This is a genomic window from Kitasatospora sp. NPDC048545, assembly GCF_040651155.1.
In the GTDB taxonomy this organism is placed as follows: Bacteria; Actinomycetota; Actinomycetes; order Streptomycetales; family Streptomycetaceae; genus Kitasatospora.
This window is the reverse complement of record NZ_JBEZIQ010000027.1, coordinates 77,979-93,625: the sequence shown is the minus strand read 5'-3', so window position 1 is coordinate 93,625 and position 15,647 is coordinate 77,979. Positions and strand designations below refer to the sequence as shown.

Sequence of the window (15,647 nt, the reverse complement as noted above, 5' to 3'; positions counted from 1 at the left end):
CCGATGACCGAGAACGCCACGCCCGTCCGCGTCCTGCTCGCCGACGACGAGCACCTGATCCGCGGCGCGCTGGCCGCGCTGCTCTCGCTGGAGGACGACATCGAGGTGATCGCGCAGGCCGGCTCCGGCCCGGAGGCGCTGGCGATGGCGCAGTCGCACCGGCCCGACGTCGCGGTGCTGGACCTGCAGATGCCCGGCAGGGACGGCATCGAGGTGGCCGCCGAACTGCGCCGACTGCTGCCGGACTGCCGCTGCATGATCGTCACCGGCCACGGCCGTCCCGGCCACCTGAAGCGGGCGCTGGAGGTCGGGGTGCGCGGCTTCCTGCCCAAGACCGTCTCGGCCGCGGACCTGGCCGGCATCATCCGCACCGTGCGCTCCGGCGGCCGGTACGTCGACCCGGAGCTGGCGGCGGACGCGATCAGCGCGGGCGAGACCCCGCTGACGCCCCGCGAGACGGACGTCCTGGAACTGGCCGCCGACGGCACCCCGATCGCCGAGATCGCCACCCGGGCCGCGCTCTCCCAGGGCACCGTCCGCAACTACCTGTCCTCGGCGGCCACCAAGCTGGGCGCGGAGAACCGGCACGCGGCGGTGCGGATCGCCCGCGAGCACGGCTGGATCTGAGCAGCCGCGCCCGCGGGCGCTGAGCAGCCGCGCCCGCGGGCGCTGAGCAGCCGCGCCCGCGGGCGTCATGGGGTCACTGCCAGGTGGTGCCGGTCAGCCGCTCGTACACCTCGATGTACTTGGACCGGGTCTTCTCCACGACCTCGGCGGGCAGCGCCGGCGGCGGCTGCTCGCTGTAGCGGTCCCAGCCGGAGGCCGGGGAGACCAGCCAGTCGCGGATCAGCTGCTTGTCGAAGGACGACTGCGAGCGGCCCGGCCGGTACTCGTCGGCCGGCCAGTAGCGCGAGGAGTCCGGGGTGAGCACCTCGTCGCCGATCACCAGCTCGCCGTCCAGCAGGCCGAACTCGAACTTGGTGTCGGCCAGGATGATGCCGCGGTCGCGGGCGACGTCGCGGGCGCGGGCGTAGACGTCCAGGGTGGTGCGGCGCAGCTGGTTGGCCAGCTCGGCGCCGATCCGGCGGGCGGTCTCCTCGTAGGGGACGTTCTCGTCGTGCTCGCCGACCTCGGCCTTGAGCGCCGGGGTGTAGATCGGGGCGGGCAGCTCGGAGCTGTTCTCCAGGCCCTCGGGGAGCGCGATGCCGCAGACCGTGCGGCTCTCCTCGTACTCGGTCAGGCCGGAGCCGGCCAGGTAGCCGCGGGCGACCGCCTCGACCGGGATCATCTCCAGGCTCCGGCAGACCAGCGTGCGGCCCTTCCAGTCGGCGGGGGCGCCGGCCGGGACCTCGGTGGAGATCACGTGGTTGGGGACGATGTCCTCGATCCGCCCGAACCACCACAGCGAGAGCTGGGTGAGGATGCGGCCCTTGTCGGGGATCTCGTTCGGCAGCACCCAGTCGTGGGCGGACGTCCGGTCGCTGGCGACCATGACGAGCTCACCCGACTCGGTGCGGTAGAGGTCGCGCACCTTGCCGGTGTGCAGGTGGACCAGGCCGGGCACCTGGACCGGCTCGGGCTTGGTGACAAATCCGCTCAAGGTGTCTCAGTCCTCAGGGGTCGTTCGCGGGCGTGGGGCACTGCGAAAGGGGAGGTCACTGCCCCCGCAGTCTTTCACGCCCGGCGGACCTCAGTTCTTGCAGAGCCGGTCCAGCAGGTTGGCGGTGGCCCGCTGGATCCGCTCGTCGGTCAGTCCGGGGCGGCCGAGCGCGGGCGACCAGGCGAAGGTGCCGGCCGCGAAGACGTACGCGCCGCTGGGCGCCCGGTACAGCGAGGTCTCCTGGTAGCGGGTGCGGCCGGCCGGGTCCTGGTAGGGCGAGTGCGCCAGCAGGACCCGCTCGGTGTGCTCGGGCAGCGCCACCTTGGGGTAGTAGCGGTCGGCCTCGCCGGCGACCAGGCCGGGCAGCTCGTCGCCCTCCTGCAGGCCGGTGCCGTCCCAGAGCCAGTGCGCGGTGTGCCGGGCGACCAGCGGGACGGGCGCGGCGACCCGGCCCGAGTACTGCACGCCGAGCAGGTGCTGCTCGGGCTCCCCCGCGTCCCGCCACAGCGCGCTGGAGGCGCCGGTCGCGCCCGCCGCCGGACTGCCGGGCCCGACCTTCTGGCGCTTGCGGCAGTTGAGCAGCCGGTTGGGCTCGCCGGAGGCGGCGGCGGTCAGCTCGACCCGCCAGTACATGGTGTTGGCGGAGAGGAACACCAGCGAGGTGCCGCCGTCCCGGGCCCGCTCGGCGGCCCGGCGCATCGGCGCGGACCAGTACTCGTCGTGGCCGGGGAAGACCAGCGCCCGGTGCCGGGACGGGTCGACCAGGCCGGCGTGCAGGTCGGTGGCGGTGGCGTAGGAGAGGTCGTAGCCGTAGCGCTCGGCCCAGCGGATGAAGTCGTACGCGTGGCCGACGTGCAGCGGCAGTCCGGCGGTCGCGTGCGGGCGGTCGAAGGAGACGGTGACGGCCGCCTCCGGCTCGCCGACCAGGCCGCCCAGGCCGTCCCAGGCGTGGTACAGGCTGGCCCCGGTGCGACCGTCCTCGGGGAAGAGGTTGTAGGCCTGCCAGGTCACGTCGGGGAGCACCAGCAGCAGCTCGGCGGCGTGCCCCTGGTCGTCGAAGTCCCGCACGGTGAACGGGATGTGGCTGCGGTGCAGCATGTCCGCGGTGGTCAGCACGGCGACGTACGAGCCGGGCTTCCAGTGCACTGGGACCTGCAGCCGCCAGGAGTGCCACCAGTGGTGGCAGGAGACCGTCCGGTCGACCACCAGCGGGGCGGGCTGGGCGAGGCCGGCGATCAGCGGGCTGGAGGTGACGTGGCGAGCGCCGTCGCCGCCGTAGTGGCCGATCCGGTAGACGTCCACGGTGAACTCGCGGGGCGGGTTGACGGTGACCCGGAAGTCGACCGAGCCGCCGGGCCGGATCACCCCGGCCGAGGCGAAGCCCTTGATCTGCTGGTCCACGTCGTTGGCACCCTGCGGGGTGCCGACCGGCGGCTTGGGGCGCACACCGGCGGTCAGCGGCTGCTGGCCGGGCGCGTCCACCGAGACGTACCAGGGGACGGCGCCCTCCGCCCCGGCCAGGTACTGGTCCGGGCTGCGCAGCCAGGGCAGCGGTCCCTGCCCGAAGGGGTCGGAGACGCTGTAGGCGTGCGTTCCGGACTCCCAGCGGGGGTTGAGTTCGGTGCCCACGCGCCCCTCCCAGGTGCACTTCCGTGACTCCTCGCCCGCCTCCGGGCGCTCCCGATCCGGTGTCGACGCTCCTCGCTCCGGCGCTCTCCCCCCGGCCTTCCGGCCGGGGGTGCCCCCATCGCTCACGTGTTGCTCGTCGCTTTCGGCACCGGCGCGCCCTTCGGCTCCCGAGGCCCGGTTGGCACGTGCCCCCCGGGTGTGCGTGCGGTCCAATACACCACAGAGTGCTGGTGCTCCGTCACCCTCCGGTGCCAATTGGTGCCGGGAATCTCGCGGGCCGCCCGGAGGGGGCCCCCGGCCTGCGAGGACGACCGGCGGCCGGGCCGTCCGGGGGCGCGTACGGGAGCGTCGAGCGCCGTCCCACCCGTCACAGCCGGACCGGCTTCTCCAGGCGGACGTCGGCCGCGTCCAGCCAGGCGCGCAGCGGGCCGTCCTGGCCCTGCTCGACGGCCTGGGCGACCGGGCCGGCCAGGTCGGTGCGGCGGACCCCTCCGAGCAGCAGCACCGGGCCGTCCAGCCAGTCCAGTCCGGGGGCGCCGCCGGCGGTGTCCACGGCCGCGCAGCAGACCATCGCGGTGACGTGGTCGACCAGCAGGTCGCGGCCGGAGCGGTCGGGTTCGAGCAGCGGCGCCGGGGCCGTGGTCCGGGCCAGCTGGGCGGCGAGGGCGGCGGCCAGCTGCTCGCCGTCGCCCTCGGCGAGCCGGACCAGCAGCCGGGTGAGGGTCGGAGCGCCCGGGCGGGACTGCGGGGCGAGGCGGTCCAGGGCCGCCTGCAGGGCGGCGGCGCCCGCCCGCCAGCCGGCGTCCACCGCCTCGGCCGGGTAGTCGGTCCACTCCAGCTCGTGCCAGGCGCCGGCCGCCGGGCGGCCGAAGAACAGCTCGGCGGCGAGCCGGGACACCGCCCGGTCGACGCTGCCGGGCTGCTCCAGCAGGTCGCAGGCGGGGCGGTCGCCGAGCCGGCTGCCGTAGCCGTCGGCCAGCCGGTCCCGACGGGAGAGCTCGGTCAGCGCGGAGACCACGCCGGCGTTGAGGTGGGCCGGGTGGCGGCCGAGCCGCCAGGCGGGCAGCGCGACCCGGGTGAGCAGCCGGTCCCAGCCGGCGTAGGCGAGGCCGACCTGTTCCTGGGCGGCGATCCGCAGCCCGTAGTCGACCGTCCTGGCCTGCTCGGAGGCCCACGCCGCGACGGAGCGCTCCAGCTCGGCGGAGTGGCCGCGGCAGGCCCCGAGCAGTCGGCGGGTGATCCGGCGGGTGATCCGGTCGGCGAGGGCGGCCGGGCCGCGCCGCGGCGGCCGGGGCGGGGCCGCCAGGGTGCCGCCGCCGAGACCGGGGGCGGCGCCCCGGCCGGAGTCCAGGCAGGCGTCCAGGCTGCGCAGGAAGCGGCGGGCGGCGGCGATCTCCGGGTCGGCGGAGGCGGCGCTGCCGGCCACCACGGGGGCGAGCAGGGCGCGCAGCTCGCCGGCCCGCATCCACCAGAGGAAGGGAGAGCCGATCACCAGCACCGGCGCGGGCGCACCGGGGTGCGGCCGCAGCGGGCCGGGGCGTCGCGGCGGCGGGACGTCCTCCAGCCAGCTGTCGCAGTCCGGGGTGAGGGCGACGGTGGAGGGCGCGGGGACGTCCAGCCGGCCGGCGAGTTCGTCGATCAGCCGGTACAGCTCGGGGGCCTCGGCGCGGTCCAGCGGGACGGCGGGGGTCCGGGGCGGCTCGGCCCGGCGCAGGGCGCGGGCGGTCAGCCCGGCGACCAGCAGGGTCAGCGCGGCGACGGCGCAGACCGCCCAGCGGGCGGCGTCCCAGCCGGCGGCGTCGGCCGCGCCGGGCGCGCCGATCCGGCCGGTGAACCGGCCCGCGAGCAGGACCACCGCCACGGCGGCGGGCAGGACGGCGGCGGCCCGGGCGAGGCCTCGGACCCGCAGGACCGCCTGGGCGTGAGCGCGCGCGGTGTCGACAGCGGCCATACGGTGCGGCACCCCCTTCGGAGTCCTCGGGTGCCCGGCTAGGGGCCCTGAGCCGACTCGAAACGATCGGTTCCGACCGGGAAGCGGAGGCGTCCGATCCCGGTAGTGCATGCTGCGTGGCGCTACTGACATTTTCGACGCCCCGGTGCGGGTGGTCGTTCCGGATCGCCCCGGTTTCCACTCGTCCCGGTGACATCGCCCGGATTCCGGACGCCGACGACCGGTCCGGTGCGAAGCACCCGGCGACCGCCCGGCCGGACGCCGTCCAGCATCCCCCCGTGGCAGCGTCGCTACCCGGCGGCGCCCCCCGCGCGCGAGCCCCGCACGCTGCGATCCAGCGCACCATAAGGCCGTGCGCGTGGTTACGTCAGCCGGATGCGGGTGCTGTCACTCGATGGGCTGGAATCCGTCCGCCGAACGGTACGGCTGCCCCCGGAGCCGCTCCGGCCCCGAAACGCCGGGGGCGCTGCGGCCATGGGAGTTGGTTCCCACGGTCCGCAGCGCCCTCGGAGCGGTCCCGACGCAGTCCCGGAGCGATCCCGGATCCGCCTCGGCTCGGCCTGACCTCCCTACGCGGTGGCCGCCTTCAGCGCGATGTCGGTGCGGTGCTGGCCGCCCTTGAGGGAGATCCGGTCCACCGCGGCGTACGCGTGCCCGCGCGCCTCGGCCAGGTCCGCGCCGGTCGCGGTGACCGACAGCACGCGGCCGCCGGCGCTCAGCACCTGCCCGTCCTCGCCCGTCCTCGTGCCGGCGTGCAGCACGAACGCGGTACCGTCCGCCTCGGCCTCGGCCAGGCCCTCGATCGGGTCGCCGGTGCGCGGCGCGGCCGGGTAGCCCTCGGAGGCGACGACCACGGTGACGGCCGCGCCCTCGTCCCAGCGCAGCGGCTCCAGCTGGTCCAGGGTGCCGGTGGCGGAGGCCAGCAGCACCGCGGCCAGCGGGGTGCGCAGCCGGGCCAGCACGACCTGGGTCTCCGGGTCGCCGAAGCGGGCATTGAACTCGATCACCCGGGTGCCGCGCGAGGTGAGCGCCAGGCCCGCGTACAGCAGGCCGGAGAACTCCGTGCCGCGGCGGCGCAGCTCGTCCACGGTCGGCTGCAGGACGGTCTCCAGGACCTCCTCGACCAGCCCGTCGGGCGCCCACGGCAGCGGCGAGTAGGCGCCCATGCCGCCGGTGTTGGGGCCCTCGTCGCCGTCCAGCGCGCGCTTGAAGTCCTGCGCGGGCTGCAGCGGGACGACGGTGGTGCCATCGGTGATCGCGAACAGCGAGACCTCGGGGCCGTCGAGGTACTCCTCGATGACCACGCGCTCGCAGGACGCGGCGTGCGCCAGCGCGGCCTCGCGGTCGGAGGTGACCACGACGCCCTTGCCGGCGGCGAGGCCGTCGTCCTTGACCACGTACGGGGCGCCGAAGGCGTCCAGCGCCTCGGCGGCCTCCGCGGCGGTCGTGCAGACGTAGGAGCGGGCGGTGGGGACGCCGGCGCCGGCCATCACGTCCTTGGCGAAGGCCTTGGAGCCTTCGAGCTGGGCGGCCGCGCCGGACGGGCCGAACACCGGGATGCCGGCCGCGCGCACGGCGTCGGCGACGCCGGCGACCAGCGGGGCCTCCGGGCCGACCACGACCAGGGTGGCGCCGAGCCGCTCGGCCAGCGCGGTGACCTGGGCACCGTCGAGCTGGTCGACCGGGTGGACCGTCGCCACCTGTGCGATCCCGGCGTTGCCCGGGGCACAGTGCAGCTCGGTCACGGCGGGATCTTGGGACAGAGAGCGGCACAGGGCGTGTTCGCGGGCGCCGCCGCCGATGACGAGGACCTTCACGCCTCGCAAGCGTAGTCGGTGGCCTGTTCAGGCCGCTCTCCGGTCCCGTCGGATCGTCCAGGAGAAGAGCTCCGTACGCCGACGATCCAGGAGGATCCTCCAAGCCCGGAGGGGTCCGGAGCGCGCTGGGTGTCCGGGTCACGACCACGGGTCACCGGCCCCTCGCTCGGACGGGTGAAATCCCGCCGACCCCCGCAACCCGCTCACCTCGGGTTCCGATGGCCGAAACCGGTAACGATCAACCGGGAAGCTTCCCCACGGTCAGCCATTTGGCGGTAAGAAGTGCTGTTGGACAACCACCGGCAGACACCACGTCAGCCGATGCGCCGACAGACCCAGTCGCCCGCCCGCCACAGGGAGCCCCACAGGTGAGCCAGCCGGAAATGCAGCCCGAGGAGAGTGCCTGGGGCAAGGAGATCGGCGAGGAGGACCCGCCCGCCGCCGCCGCGGTCCGCCGGGCCCCGACCCGCCACCACACCGACCTGAGCACCCGCCAGTTCCCGCTCGGGGACTGGGGTGAGCCGGCCGAGCGGCTGGAGGAGCTCTACCGGTGGTCCGAGGAGCGGGCGGTGGAGGCCATCGAGTGGTACCGCCGGGACCGGGTCTGGAAGCGCCGGTGGGCGCGCCTGCTGCGGTTCGGCACGGCCGGCTTCGCGGTGGGCGGGGTGACCGCCCCGCTGGTCGACCTGGCCGGCGGCTTCGCGCACGGCACCAGCTGGGGCTACGTCGGCCTGGCGCTCTCCGCCGCCTGCTACGGCGCCGACCGGGCCTTCGGCCTCACCTCCGGCTGGATGCGGGACGTCTCCACCGGACAGGCCCTGCAACGCCGCCTGGAGGCCTTCCAGTTCGACTGGGCGTCGGAGTGCGTGCGCGAGGTGCTCGGCCCCACCGAGGGCACCGCGGGCGAGGCCGCCGAGCGCTGCCTGGGCGTGCTGCGCCGGTTCTGCGAGGACATCTCCGACATGGTCCGCACCGAGACCTCGGAGTGGATGCTGGAGTTCCGCGCGTCGATGACCCAGCTGCCCACCCAGACCCCGGGGAGCTGGGGCGGACGCTCCGAGCCGGGGGTGGGCGCCCAGGTACGGGTGCTGCCGCCGCCGGGCACCCGGCCCACCATGCCGCGCCAGCGGCCGCCGGAGGGACCGCTGAGGTAGGGCGCCGCGGGCGGGCAGCCACTGCGGGCGGCTCCGGCGGGCGGGCGGGCCGGCCGGGCGCTACGCGAAGACGATCATCGAGCCCTGGGTGACGCTCCTGGTCGCCGCCGCGTACAGGCCCGACCAGGCGTGCCGCTCCCGGGCGAAGGGATGCACGTCGTCGATCGGCGGCCCGAAGGGCTGTTCCAGACCGGTCGGGCCGAGCGGCCGGGTCGGGTCCGGCGGGTTGAGCGGGTCGATGCCCAGCGCCGGTGCCACGGCCTGCAGTTCGCGCAGCAGTCCGTGGCTGGAGCCGAGCGGGCCGCCGGAGGCCAGCAGCGCGTCGTCCACCAGCGGCACCGCGAACTCGACCGGCACGTACGCGCCCGCGTGGTCGAAGTGCCAGACCAGGTGCGACTGTTCGGCGCTGCTCTCGAACATCTCCAGCAGCTGCTCGTAGTCGCCGCCGAGCGCGTCGACCGGGGTGATGTCCAGACCGGTGAGGCCCAGCAGGAAGGCGCGGCGCAGGAAGTGCAGCGAGTCGTAGTCGAAGGCGGCTATCGGCTCGACCGCGCCGCTGATGCCCGGGACGTACTCGTAGACCGGCACCTCGGGCAGCCCGCGCGAGGCCAACACCGCGTTGTAGAGGGCTAGATCGTCCCGGAAGGGGTTGTCGGGGCTGTGGCTCAGCACGTCCACCAACGGGACGAGCCAGAGGTCGCAGGCCATGGCCGGCAGTTCCTCTCCGGGCGGCGGGGGATCGCCCTCGGGGCGGGGCGACGACGGGGGGTCGGTACCCGGACGGCCCTTTCGCGGGGCCCCCGGTCCGATGCCCGACCACCCTACCGGCCCGGGGCGGCGTGCGGGCCTGGCCGTCCCTGCGGGGCCTCGGGGGGCGGAGCGGACAGCCGACGGCCGAACCGGCCGTACGGCACCGAGCGCGGCTGCGGCACCAGGCCGAGGCCCAGTCCCAGCTCACGGCCCAGTTCGCGGCCGACCTCGTCGCCGCGCGGGGGCCGCTCGGCGCGGGCCGCACCGGGCTCGGCGGCCGGTCCCGGCGGGGGCCCGGGCAGGGGCTCCGGGGCCGACGGCCCGCCGGGGCCCGGCGGCACCGGCGGCGTCTGCGGTCCGGTGGTCTCGGCGAGCAGCCCGAGCACCGTCACGGACTCCAGCGGCTGCCCGGCCAGCTCGGCCAGCAGCCGGGCGGTGTACAGGTTGTACTCGCAGATGATCCGGTGCGCGCCGGCCAGGTCGTGCGCCTCGATCGCCCCGACCAGCTCCGGATGGCGGTCCCAGCAGACCCCGGCCAGGCTGGGCATCTCCCGCAGGTAGGGGGCGGCGAACATCCAGGACTGCACCCTCAGCCAGTCCAGGTACTCGGCGATCCGGCGGTTGCCGAGCAGTCCGGCGACCTCCTGCCAGAACCTGCGGTCGCAGCCCACCATCACGTCCAGGTTCCCGGCCCGGGCGGCCCGGACGGCCGCGTCGGCCCGGCGGTGCAGCGAGGGCAGCCGGCTGAGGTCGGGCAGGGCCCGGCGGGTGACGAACTGACGGTGGAAGCTGTCGGTGAGCAGCACCCGGGACTCGAAGATCTCCAGGAAGTCGTCCCAGCACAGCTCGGGCACCGTGAAGCCGCGGTGGTGCTCGGCCCGCAGCAGCCCCTGCGCGCCGAGGTCGACCAGCGCCTCCCGGGCCGGGGTCGCGGAGACGCCGTACAGCTCGGCGATCTCCTTGACGGTGAAGTTGCGGCCGGCCGCCAGTCGGCCGGCCATCATCTCCTCGCGCAGCGCACCGGCGATCTGCTCGCGCAGGCTGTTGCGCTGGATGACGGGGCGGGGGGCGTCGCCTGCGCCGTTGACGGGCATGGGCGCGACCTCCTCGGGCGGTCCTACCGTGCCGGCCCTCCTGGGCCGACGGGAACACGACGAGTGCTCATCTTCTCAAACCCGCCCGGGCCGGGTCCGAACCAACCCTCCCGAACGCCGCCCACCCGGCCCGGATCAGCGCTGGACCGGCGCCGGGATCCCCAGCAGGCGGTCCCGCAGCACCGGGAAGTCCGCACGCGCCGCGGCCACCTCGGCCGGGTCGAACTCGACCGTCAGCACCTCCTCCTCCGTCCCCGCCTCGGCCAGTACCCGGCCCCACGGGTCCACCACGATGCTGTGCCCGGCCTGCTCCACCCCCGCGTGCGTCCCGGCGGTGTTGCACGCCAGCACGAAGGCCTGCTCCTCCACCGCCCGGGCCCGGGCCAGCAGCGTCCAGTGCTCGCGCCGCCGGGCCGGCCAGGCCGCCGGGACCACCAGCAGCTGCGCACCGGCGTCCAGCAGCGCCCGGAACAGCTCCGGAAAGCGCAGGTCGTAGCAGGTGGCCAGGCCCAGCGTGGCGAAGTCGGTGGGCGCGGTGACGATCTCCTGACCGGCGCCCATCACCACCGCCTCGCCACTGTCGAAGCCGAAGCGGTGGATCTTGCGGTAGGTGTGCACCAGCTCGCCGTCCGGGGCGAACAGCATCGAGGTGTTGTAGATCGGCCCGTCCGGGTCGCGCTCGACGATCGAACCGGCGTGCAGCCAGACCCCGGCAGCCCGGGCGGCGGCCGCCATCGCGTCCGAGGTGGGCCCGTCCAGGCCCTCCGCGCCGTCCGACCAGAGGTCGTACGCGAAGCCGCCGAGCGGCCACAGCTCCGGCAGCACCACCAGGTCGGCGCCCTGCTGCGCCCGGACGAGCGCCGCCGCCCTGGCCCGCCGCTCGGCGGGCGGCTCGGCGTCGGAGACCGCGAGTTGGATCAATGAAGCGCGCACAGTACCACCGTCCACGGCAATAGACCTACGATCGTCACCCGAAAGCGCTGCCCAGCTGTCCCCCGGCAGCGTAACGTGCGGTTAGCGTGCGCGCCCGGAAGCCGGACCATCCCGGTCGGCGGTGACGGCGGGGCGCGGACGGCAAGGAAGCTGACGGAGGGCCGGAGATTCCCGTGACGGACAACCAGACCGTGCAGGCTTACACGGAGGCGTGGGCCCAGAGCATCGAGTCCATATCGGAGCTGGTCGCCCCCCTCCCCGAGGGCTCCTGGAACCGGGCCACCGAGTGCCCCGGCTGGTCCGTCCGGGACGTCGTCTCACACGTCATCGCGGTCGAGTCCGAGCTGCTCGGCGACCCGCGCCCGATCCATTCGCTGCCGCGTGACCTCCGTCACGTGACCACCGAGTTCGCCCGCTACGTCGAGCTGCCGGTCGACAAGCGCCGCTGCCACACCGCGCTGGAGATGACCGGCGAGCTGGAGTACACGATCATCCGCCGCTCCCGGGCGCTGCGGAACGCCAAGCAGACGCCCTCCGAGCCGGTGCGCTGGCCGGCCGGGCCGCTCGCCCGGGACGTCCCGTACCACGAGCTGCTGCGGATGCGGGCCTTCGACGTCTGGGTGCACGAGCAGGACCTGCGCCGGGCCCTGGATGCCCCCGGCAACCTGGACGCCCCGGCCGCGCTGATCGCCCGGGACCTCCTGCTGGAGCTGCTGCCCAAGGCCGTCGCCAACAAGGCCGGCGCCCCGGCCGGGACGGCCCTGGTGCTGGACGTCACCGGCCCGGTGGAGTTCCTGCGCACCGTCCGGGTCGACGCCACCGGCCACTGCACCGTGGACGAGTCGATCAGCCTGGCCCCCGACGTCCAGCTCACCATGGGCTGGGAGACGTACGTCCGGCTCGCCTGCGGCCGCGGTCGGCCGGGACCGGTCTCCGTCGAGGGCGACAAGGAGCTGGCCGAGCGGGTGCTGGCGAACTTCTCGGTCACCATCTGAGCTCCGGCCCCCACCACCCGGCGTGCACGCACCACCGCACGCCGGGTCGGCACCACTCGTGCGTCCATGCGTCAACCCGGCACCAGCCACCTCACCTGTTCGGCCTCGTTGTTCCCGGCAGTCCTGCCATCACCCGGAAGAACGAGGAGCATTCCCGGGGACGGCGAACAGAGGACGATGGTGCTGGTGCGGTCGAGCTTCCCGGTCACCGGGCAGCCGATCAGAGTCGTGATGATCGACGGGGAGCCGTGGTTCGTCACGACGGACGTGTGCCGGATCCTGGGCCGCGGCAACGCGGCGCAGGCTGTGACGGGCCTGGAGGACCACCGGCACCGCACCGTCGACATGCGGTCCGTAACTGTCACCAAGAGTGATAGTCACGACGTTTCCCAGGTCGGAAACTGTGTCGAGCGGGTCGGCATCAGGGGTGGCACGGCCGTCCCGCGGTGCTCGAAGGTCAAGATCGTGGATCTGGTCCGCATGCTCGTCGTGGCACCTGCACCGGTCCCTGTCGGTGACGGACCACTGACCGTGGAGCTGCACGGCGCGCGGATCCTCGGGACAGCCCGGCAGATTTCGGACCTGATGCGCGAGTACGGCCGCTGAGCCGCATGCGCATGCTCTCGGAAATTCCGAGGGCCTGCGCATGTCCGCAGGTCGGAAACCCTACGCCCCGGCCGCCGCGACCTTCCGGCGCAGCCGCAGGATCATCGCCGCGCCCACCGCCAGCGGGACGTACTGCCAGCAGAACGCCCAGCGGAAGGCGGTCGCCGAGTACGACCCGGCGCCGTCCGGGGAGAGCGCGTCCAGCAGCACGCCGATGCCGAACAGCGTGATCATCGTGCCGATGAAGCCGCCCATGTTGACGATGCCGGAGGCGGTGCCGAGCCGCTCCGGGGGGTTCCCCGAGCGCGCGTAGTCCAGGCCGACCAGCGAGGCCGGGCCGTTGCTGCCCATCACCAGGATGATCCCGACCAGCAGCCAGGTCGGCGGGTGCCCACCGGGCCAGGACAGCACCAGCGCCCAGCCGAGCGCGGTGGTCACGATGACGGTCAGCACGATCGGCATCCGGGCGCGCGCCGTGGCGGAGAGCAGCCGCCCGAAGACGAAGCCGAAGGTCATGTTGCTGAGCACCAGCAGGGTCAGCAGCCCGCCAGCGCCGGCCCGGGACATCCCCTGCGCCTCGACCAGGTAGGGCAGGCCCCAGAGCAGGCCGAAGGCGTTGCCGGGGAACTGGGTGGTGAAGTGCACCCACAGGCCCAGCCGGGTGCCCGGCTCCCGCCAGCAGGCCGCGACCTGTCGGCCGAGGCCCGGCCGGTCGCGCCGCTCCACCGGCCGCACCGGGGCTGCCGACGCGGCCGACGCCTGCGGCGCTTCCGGGGCTCCGTGGTCCGGTGACTCCCGGAGGAACAGCGCGACCAGTGCGAACACCGCGACGCCGAGCAGCGCGATCGCGGCGAAGGTGGGGGTCCAGCCCTCGCTGTGCAGCGCCTGCGCCAGCACCACGGTGGTGACCAGGTTGCCGCCCATCCCGGCCAGACCGGTCAGCTGGGCCACGAACGGGTTCCGGGCCGCCGGGAACCAGCGGGCGGCGATCCGCAGCACGCTGATGAAGGTCATCGCATCGCCGCAGCCGAGCACCGCCCGGGAGGCCAGCGCGGGGGCGAAGGAGGAGCTGAACGCGAAGGCCAGCTGTCCGGTGCTCAGCAGTACGACCCCGAGCAGCAGCACCCGGCGCGGGCCGAAGCGGTCCACCAGCAGACCGACCGGGATCTGCATGGCCGCGTAGACCAGCACCTGGAGGATCGAGAAGGTGGAGAGCGCCGAGGCGCCGATGCCGAAGCGGTCGGCGGCGTCCAGGCCGGCCACGCCGAGGCTGGTGCGGTGGATGACGGCCAGGACGTAGACGCTGACGCCGACGGACCAGGCCAGCCAGGCCGCGCGACCGCCGGGCGGTGCGGGGGCGGGTTCGTGGACGGCCGGGGGCTCTGCGCCGGGCCGGGGAGCGGAGGCGGACAGGGGTGCTGCTGGACTGGCGGGCTCCACGGTCATAGTGCGACCAGGTTAGTCATCCCATGATGGGAGGCCCAGGGCGGGGTTCGGTCGCCCCGGGGCGCACCCGCGACCCCCCGGGCCCGCAGATCCGCCGGTGCGCTCCCCCGGCTCCCCGGCCCCGGCCCGATTGCGGAACGCGAACGCCCCGGCCCGGTCGCGGCCCGGCTCGATTGCGGAACGCGAACGCCCCGGCCCGGTCGCGGCCTGCTTCAGCCCGTCAGCGTCCAGGACACCGAGCGGGTCATGAAGCGGTCCCGGAAAGCCTCGTCCCGCACCCAGTCGGTGGTGTCCCGGACGGTCGCCGTCACGGTGGCCGTCCGGCCCGGAGCCACGTCCAGCTGCGCGGTGTCCAGCCAGGAGCCGTCGGCGGACTGCGGCGTCACCGGGACGCCGTCCACCTTCCACTCCACCTTCAGCTGCCGTGGCCCGGTCAGCGGCAGCGGCCGGACGTCGAGCCGGGGCCGCCCGGTCACCTCGCCGGGCGCCGGGTGCGGGGCGTCGGTCGGGCGGATCTTGCGGTACAGCTCCTCGATGATCGCCTCGCGCGAGGGCAGGTTGTAGGCACTGCCCAGGGTCCGCATGACCGAGTCCTGGGTCGGCCGGTAGAGGCCGTTGGCGCTGCGGTACGCCCCGACGACGCCGGCGCCGTCCGGGGACACCGCACCCAGCCAGCGCCACCACTTGGTCTGCTTCCTGCGCATGTCGTCGGCGTTGAGGGCGGAGAGGTTCGGGTAGTCGGCGTCGTCGGGGGCGCTGTCGTACTCGTCGCCGAGGTCCCCCACGGTGTGCCCGATCTCGTGCTGGATGATCCGCCCGGCGTCCTGGCTGCCGCCCGCCAGGGTGGTCACCCCGGTGCCGCCGGCGCCGCCGTACTCGGTGGAGTTGGCCAGCGCTATCAGGTACTGCGGCCCGGCGCCGTCCCCCGCGTACCGGGCGGTGGCGGCCTCGTCGGCGCAGAGCAGCCGGGCGGTGCCCTCGCACCAGAAGTGCATGCCGAGCGGGGTGGCCGGGTTGCGGCCGCGGCTCTCGCTCTCGGCTATCCCGGAGGACGGGGAGACCACCTCGACCCGCCTTATGTTGAAGAAGCCCTGGTAGGTGCGGAAGGGCTCGATGTCCATCAGCGCGTGCCAGGCCCTGTCGGCCTGCTGGTGGAACAGGTCCTGCTCGCCGGTCGTGTAGCCGTCGCCAAGCAGGACCAGGGTGATCCGGTTGGCCGGGTCCCCGGTGCGGCGTATGTCGACGGTCGGGGCGGCCGCGGGTATCCGCTGGTCGGTGCGGAGCGCGGTGTGCGGCGGCACCGCCCGGTCGGCGGGGGCCCCCGGCCCGATCACGCCGAACGGCGAGGGGCCGGCCAGTTCCAGGGCGGCGGGGAGCAGGGCGGTGGACACCAGCACGAGCGCGGCCAGACTCCGAACGAGACGGCCAGGGTTGCCAGACGGCATACGGGTGCGTCCTCGGGGTTCCGGTCACCCGGCGTCGCCCGGGTGGTGGAGCGGAGACGTACCCGGACCGGCGTGTCGCCCCCACCGGTGGACGCAAATGTCACCGACCTGGCCGAACGATCCGTATCCTCCCAGCCGTGCGGGTCATACCAATCATCAACCCTCGCGGCTCCGGCACCGGTTCCGCCCGCGACCCCGGCACCGTTCCCCGTACGGATCCCGCCGCG

General features: G+C 74.6%; 13 protein-coding genes. 4 read left to right on the top strand and 9 right to left on the bottom strand.

The window, feature by feature from the left end; translation table 11 throughout:
* Positions 1–3 precede the first annotated feature (3 nt).
* Complete coding sequence (locus AB0D10_RS24860) at positions 4–627, top strand: response regulator transcription factor (protein ID WP_360260115.1); 624 nt, start codon at positions 4–6, stop codon at positions 625–627.
* Between the two features lie 73 nt (positions 628–700).
* On the opposite strand, the gene AB0D10_RS24855 is transcribed toward AB0D10_RS24860, so the two are convergent.
* The 4 genes from AB0D10_RS24855 to purD form a co-directional block, all read right to left on the bottom strand.
* Positions 701–1,600, bottom strand: coding sequence for a phosphoribosylaminoimidazolesuccinocarboxamide synthase (locus AB0D10_RS24855; protein WP_360260113.1), 900 nt, complete (start codon positions 1,598–1,600; stop codon positions 701–703).
* A 90-nt stretch (positions 1,601–1,690) separates the two neighbouring features.
* On the bottom strand, positions 1,691–3,229 hold the full coding sequence (locus AB0D10_RS24850; protein ID WP_360260111.1) for a N,N-dimethylformamidase beta subunit family domain-containing protein: 1,539 nt from the start codon (positions 3,227–3,229) through the stop codon (positions 1,691–1,693).
* A 367-nt stretch (positions 3,230–3,596) separates the two neighbouring features.
* Positions 3,597–5,180, bottom strand: coding sequence for a hypothetical protein (locus tag AB0D10_RS24845; RefSeq protein ID WP_360260109.1), 1,584 nt, complete (start codon positions 5,178–5,180; stop codon positions 3,597–3,599).
* A gap of 569 nt (positions 5,181–5,749) precedes the next feature.
* Complete coding sequence (purD, locus tag AB0D10_RS24840; RefSeq protein WP_360260108.1) at positions 5,750–6,997, bottom strand: phosphoribosylamine--glycine ligase; 1,248 nt, start codon at positions 6,995–6,997, stop codon at positions 5,750–5,752.
* A gap of 368 nt (positions 6,998–7,365) precedes the next feature.
* Here purD and AB0D10_RS24835 point away from each other — a divergent pair, with 368 nt between their 5' ends.
* A complete protein-coding gene (locus AB0D10_RS24835; protein WP_360260107.1) occupies positions 7,366–8,151 on the top strand; it encodes an SLATT domain-containing protein in 786 nt (261 codons plus the stop codon).
* Positions 8,152–8,211: 60 nt separating this feature from the next.
* Here the strand turns inward: AB0D10_RS24835 and AB0D10_RS24830 are convergent, their stop codons facing one another.
* The 3 genes from AB0D10_RS24830 to AB0D10_RS24820 all read right to left on the bottom strand — a co-directional run bounded on the left by AB0D10_RS24830 (position 8,212) and on the right by AB0D10_RS24820 (position 10,928).
* Positions 8,212–8,859, bottom strand: coding sequence for a hypothetical protein (locus AB0D10_RS24830; protein ID WP_360260105.1), 648 nt, complete (start codon positions 8,857–8,859; stop codon positions 8,212–8,214).
* A 113-nt stretch (positions 8,860–8,972) separates the two neighbouring features.
* Positions 8,973–9,995, bottom strand: a complete 1,023-nt coding sequence (locus AB0D10_RS24825; protein ID WP_360260103.1) for a GntR family transcriptional regulator — start codon at positions 9,993–9,995, stop codon at positions 8,973–8,975.
* 135 nt (positions 9,996–10,130) lie between these two features.
* Positions 10,131–10,928, bottom strand: coding sequence for a carbon-nitrogen family hydrolase (locus tag AB0D10_RS24820; protein WP_360260101.1), 798 nt, complete (start codon positions 10,926–10,928; stop codon positions 10,131–10,133).
* 173 nt (positions 10,929–11,101) lie between these two features.
* Here AB0D10_RS24820 and AB0D10_RS24815 point away from each other — a divergent pair, with 173 nt between their 5' ends.
* Complete coding sequence (locus AB0D10_RS24815) at positions 11,102–11,923, top strand: maleylpyruvate isomerase family mycothiol-dependent enzyme (protein ID WP_360260098.1); 822 nt, start codon at positions 11,102–11,104, stop codon at positions 11,921–11,923.
* 177 nt (positions 11,924–12,100) lie between these two features.
* Positions 12,101–12,529, top strand: coding sequence for a BRO family protein (locus tag AB0D10_RS24810; RefSeq protein WP_360260096.1), 429 nt, complete (start codon positions 12,101–12,103; stop codon positions 12,527–12,529).
* A gap of 60 nt (positions 12,530–12,589) precedes the next feature.
* On the opposite strand, the gene AB0D10_RS24805 is transcribed toward AB0D10_RS24810, so the two are convergent.
* On the bottom strand, positions 12,590–13,975 hold the full coding sequence (locus AB0D10_RS24805) for an MFS transporter (RefSeq protein ID WP_360260094.1): 1,386 nt from the start codon (positions 13,973–13,975) through the stop codon (positions 12,590–12,592).
* Between the two features lie 212 nt (positions 13,976–14,187).
* Positions 14,188–15,420 carry a M64 family metallopeptidase gene (locus AB0D10_RS24800; RefSeq protein WP_360260092.1) on the bottom strand — a complete coding sequence of 411 codons (1,233 nt, stop codon included), beginning with the start codon at positions 15,418–15,420 and terminating at the stop codon, positions 14,188–14,190.
* Positions 15,421–15,647: the final 227 nt, after the last annotated feature.

Bases quoted from the DNA above. Each gene is read 5' to 3' on its own strand.
- AB0D10_RS24860 (WP_360260115.1), top strand. From the start codon at position 4: ATGACCGAGAACGCCACGCCCGTCCGCGTCCTGCTCGCCGACGACGAG.
- AB0D10_RS24845 (WP_360260109.1), bottom strand. From the start codon at position 5,180: ATGGCCGCTGTCGACACCGCGCGCGCTCACGCCCAGGCGGTCCTGCGG.
- AB0D10_RS24830 (WP_360260105.1), bottom strand. From the start codon at position 8,859: ATGGCCTGCGACCTCTGGCTCGTCCCGTTGGTGGACGTGCTGAGCCAC.
- AB0D10_RS24825 (WP_360260103.1), bottom strand. From the start codon at position 9,995: ATGCCCGTCAACGGCGCAGGCGACGCCCCCCGCCCCGTCATCCAGCGC.
- AB0D10_RS24810 (WP_360260096.1), top strand. From the start codon at position 12,101: ATGGTGCTGGTGCGGTCGAGCTTCCCGGTCACCGGGCAGCCGATCAGA.
- AB0D10_RS24805 (WP_360260094.1), bottom strand. From the start codon at position 13,975: ATGACCGTGGAGCCCGCCAGTCCAGCAGCACCCCTGTCCGCCTCCGCT.
- AB0D10_RS24800 (WP_360260092.1), bottom strand. From the start codon at position 15,420: ATGCCGTCTGGCAACCCTGGCCGTCTCGTTCGGAGTCTGGCCGCGCTC.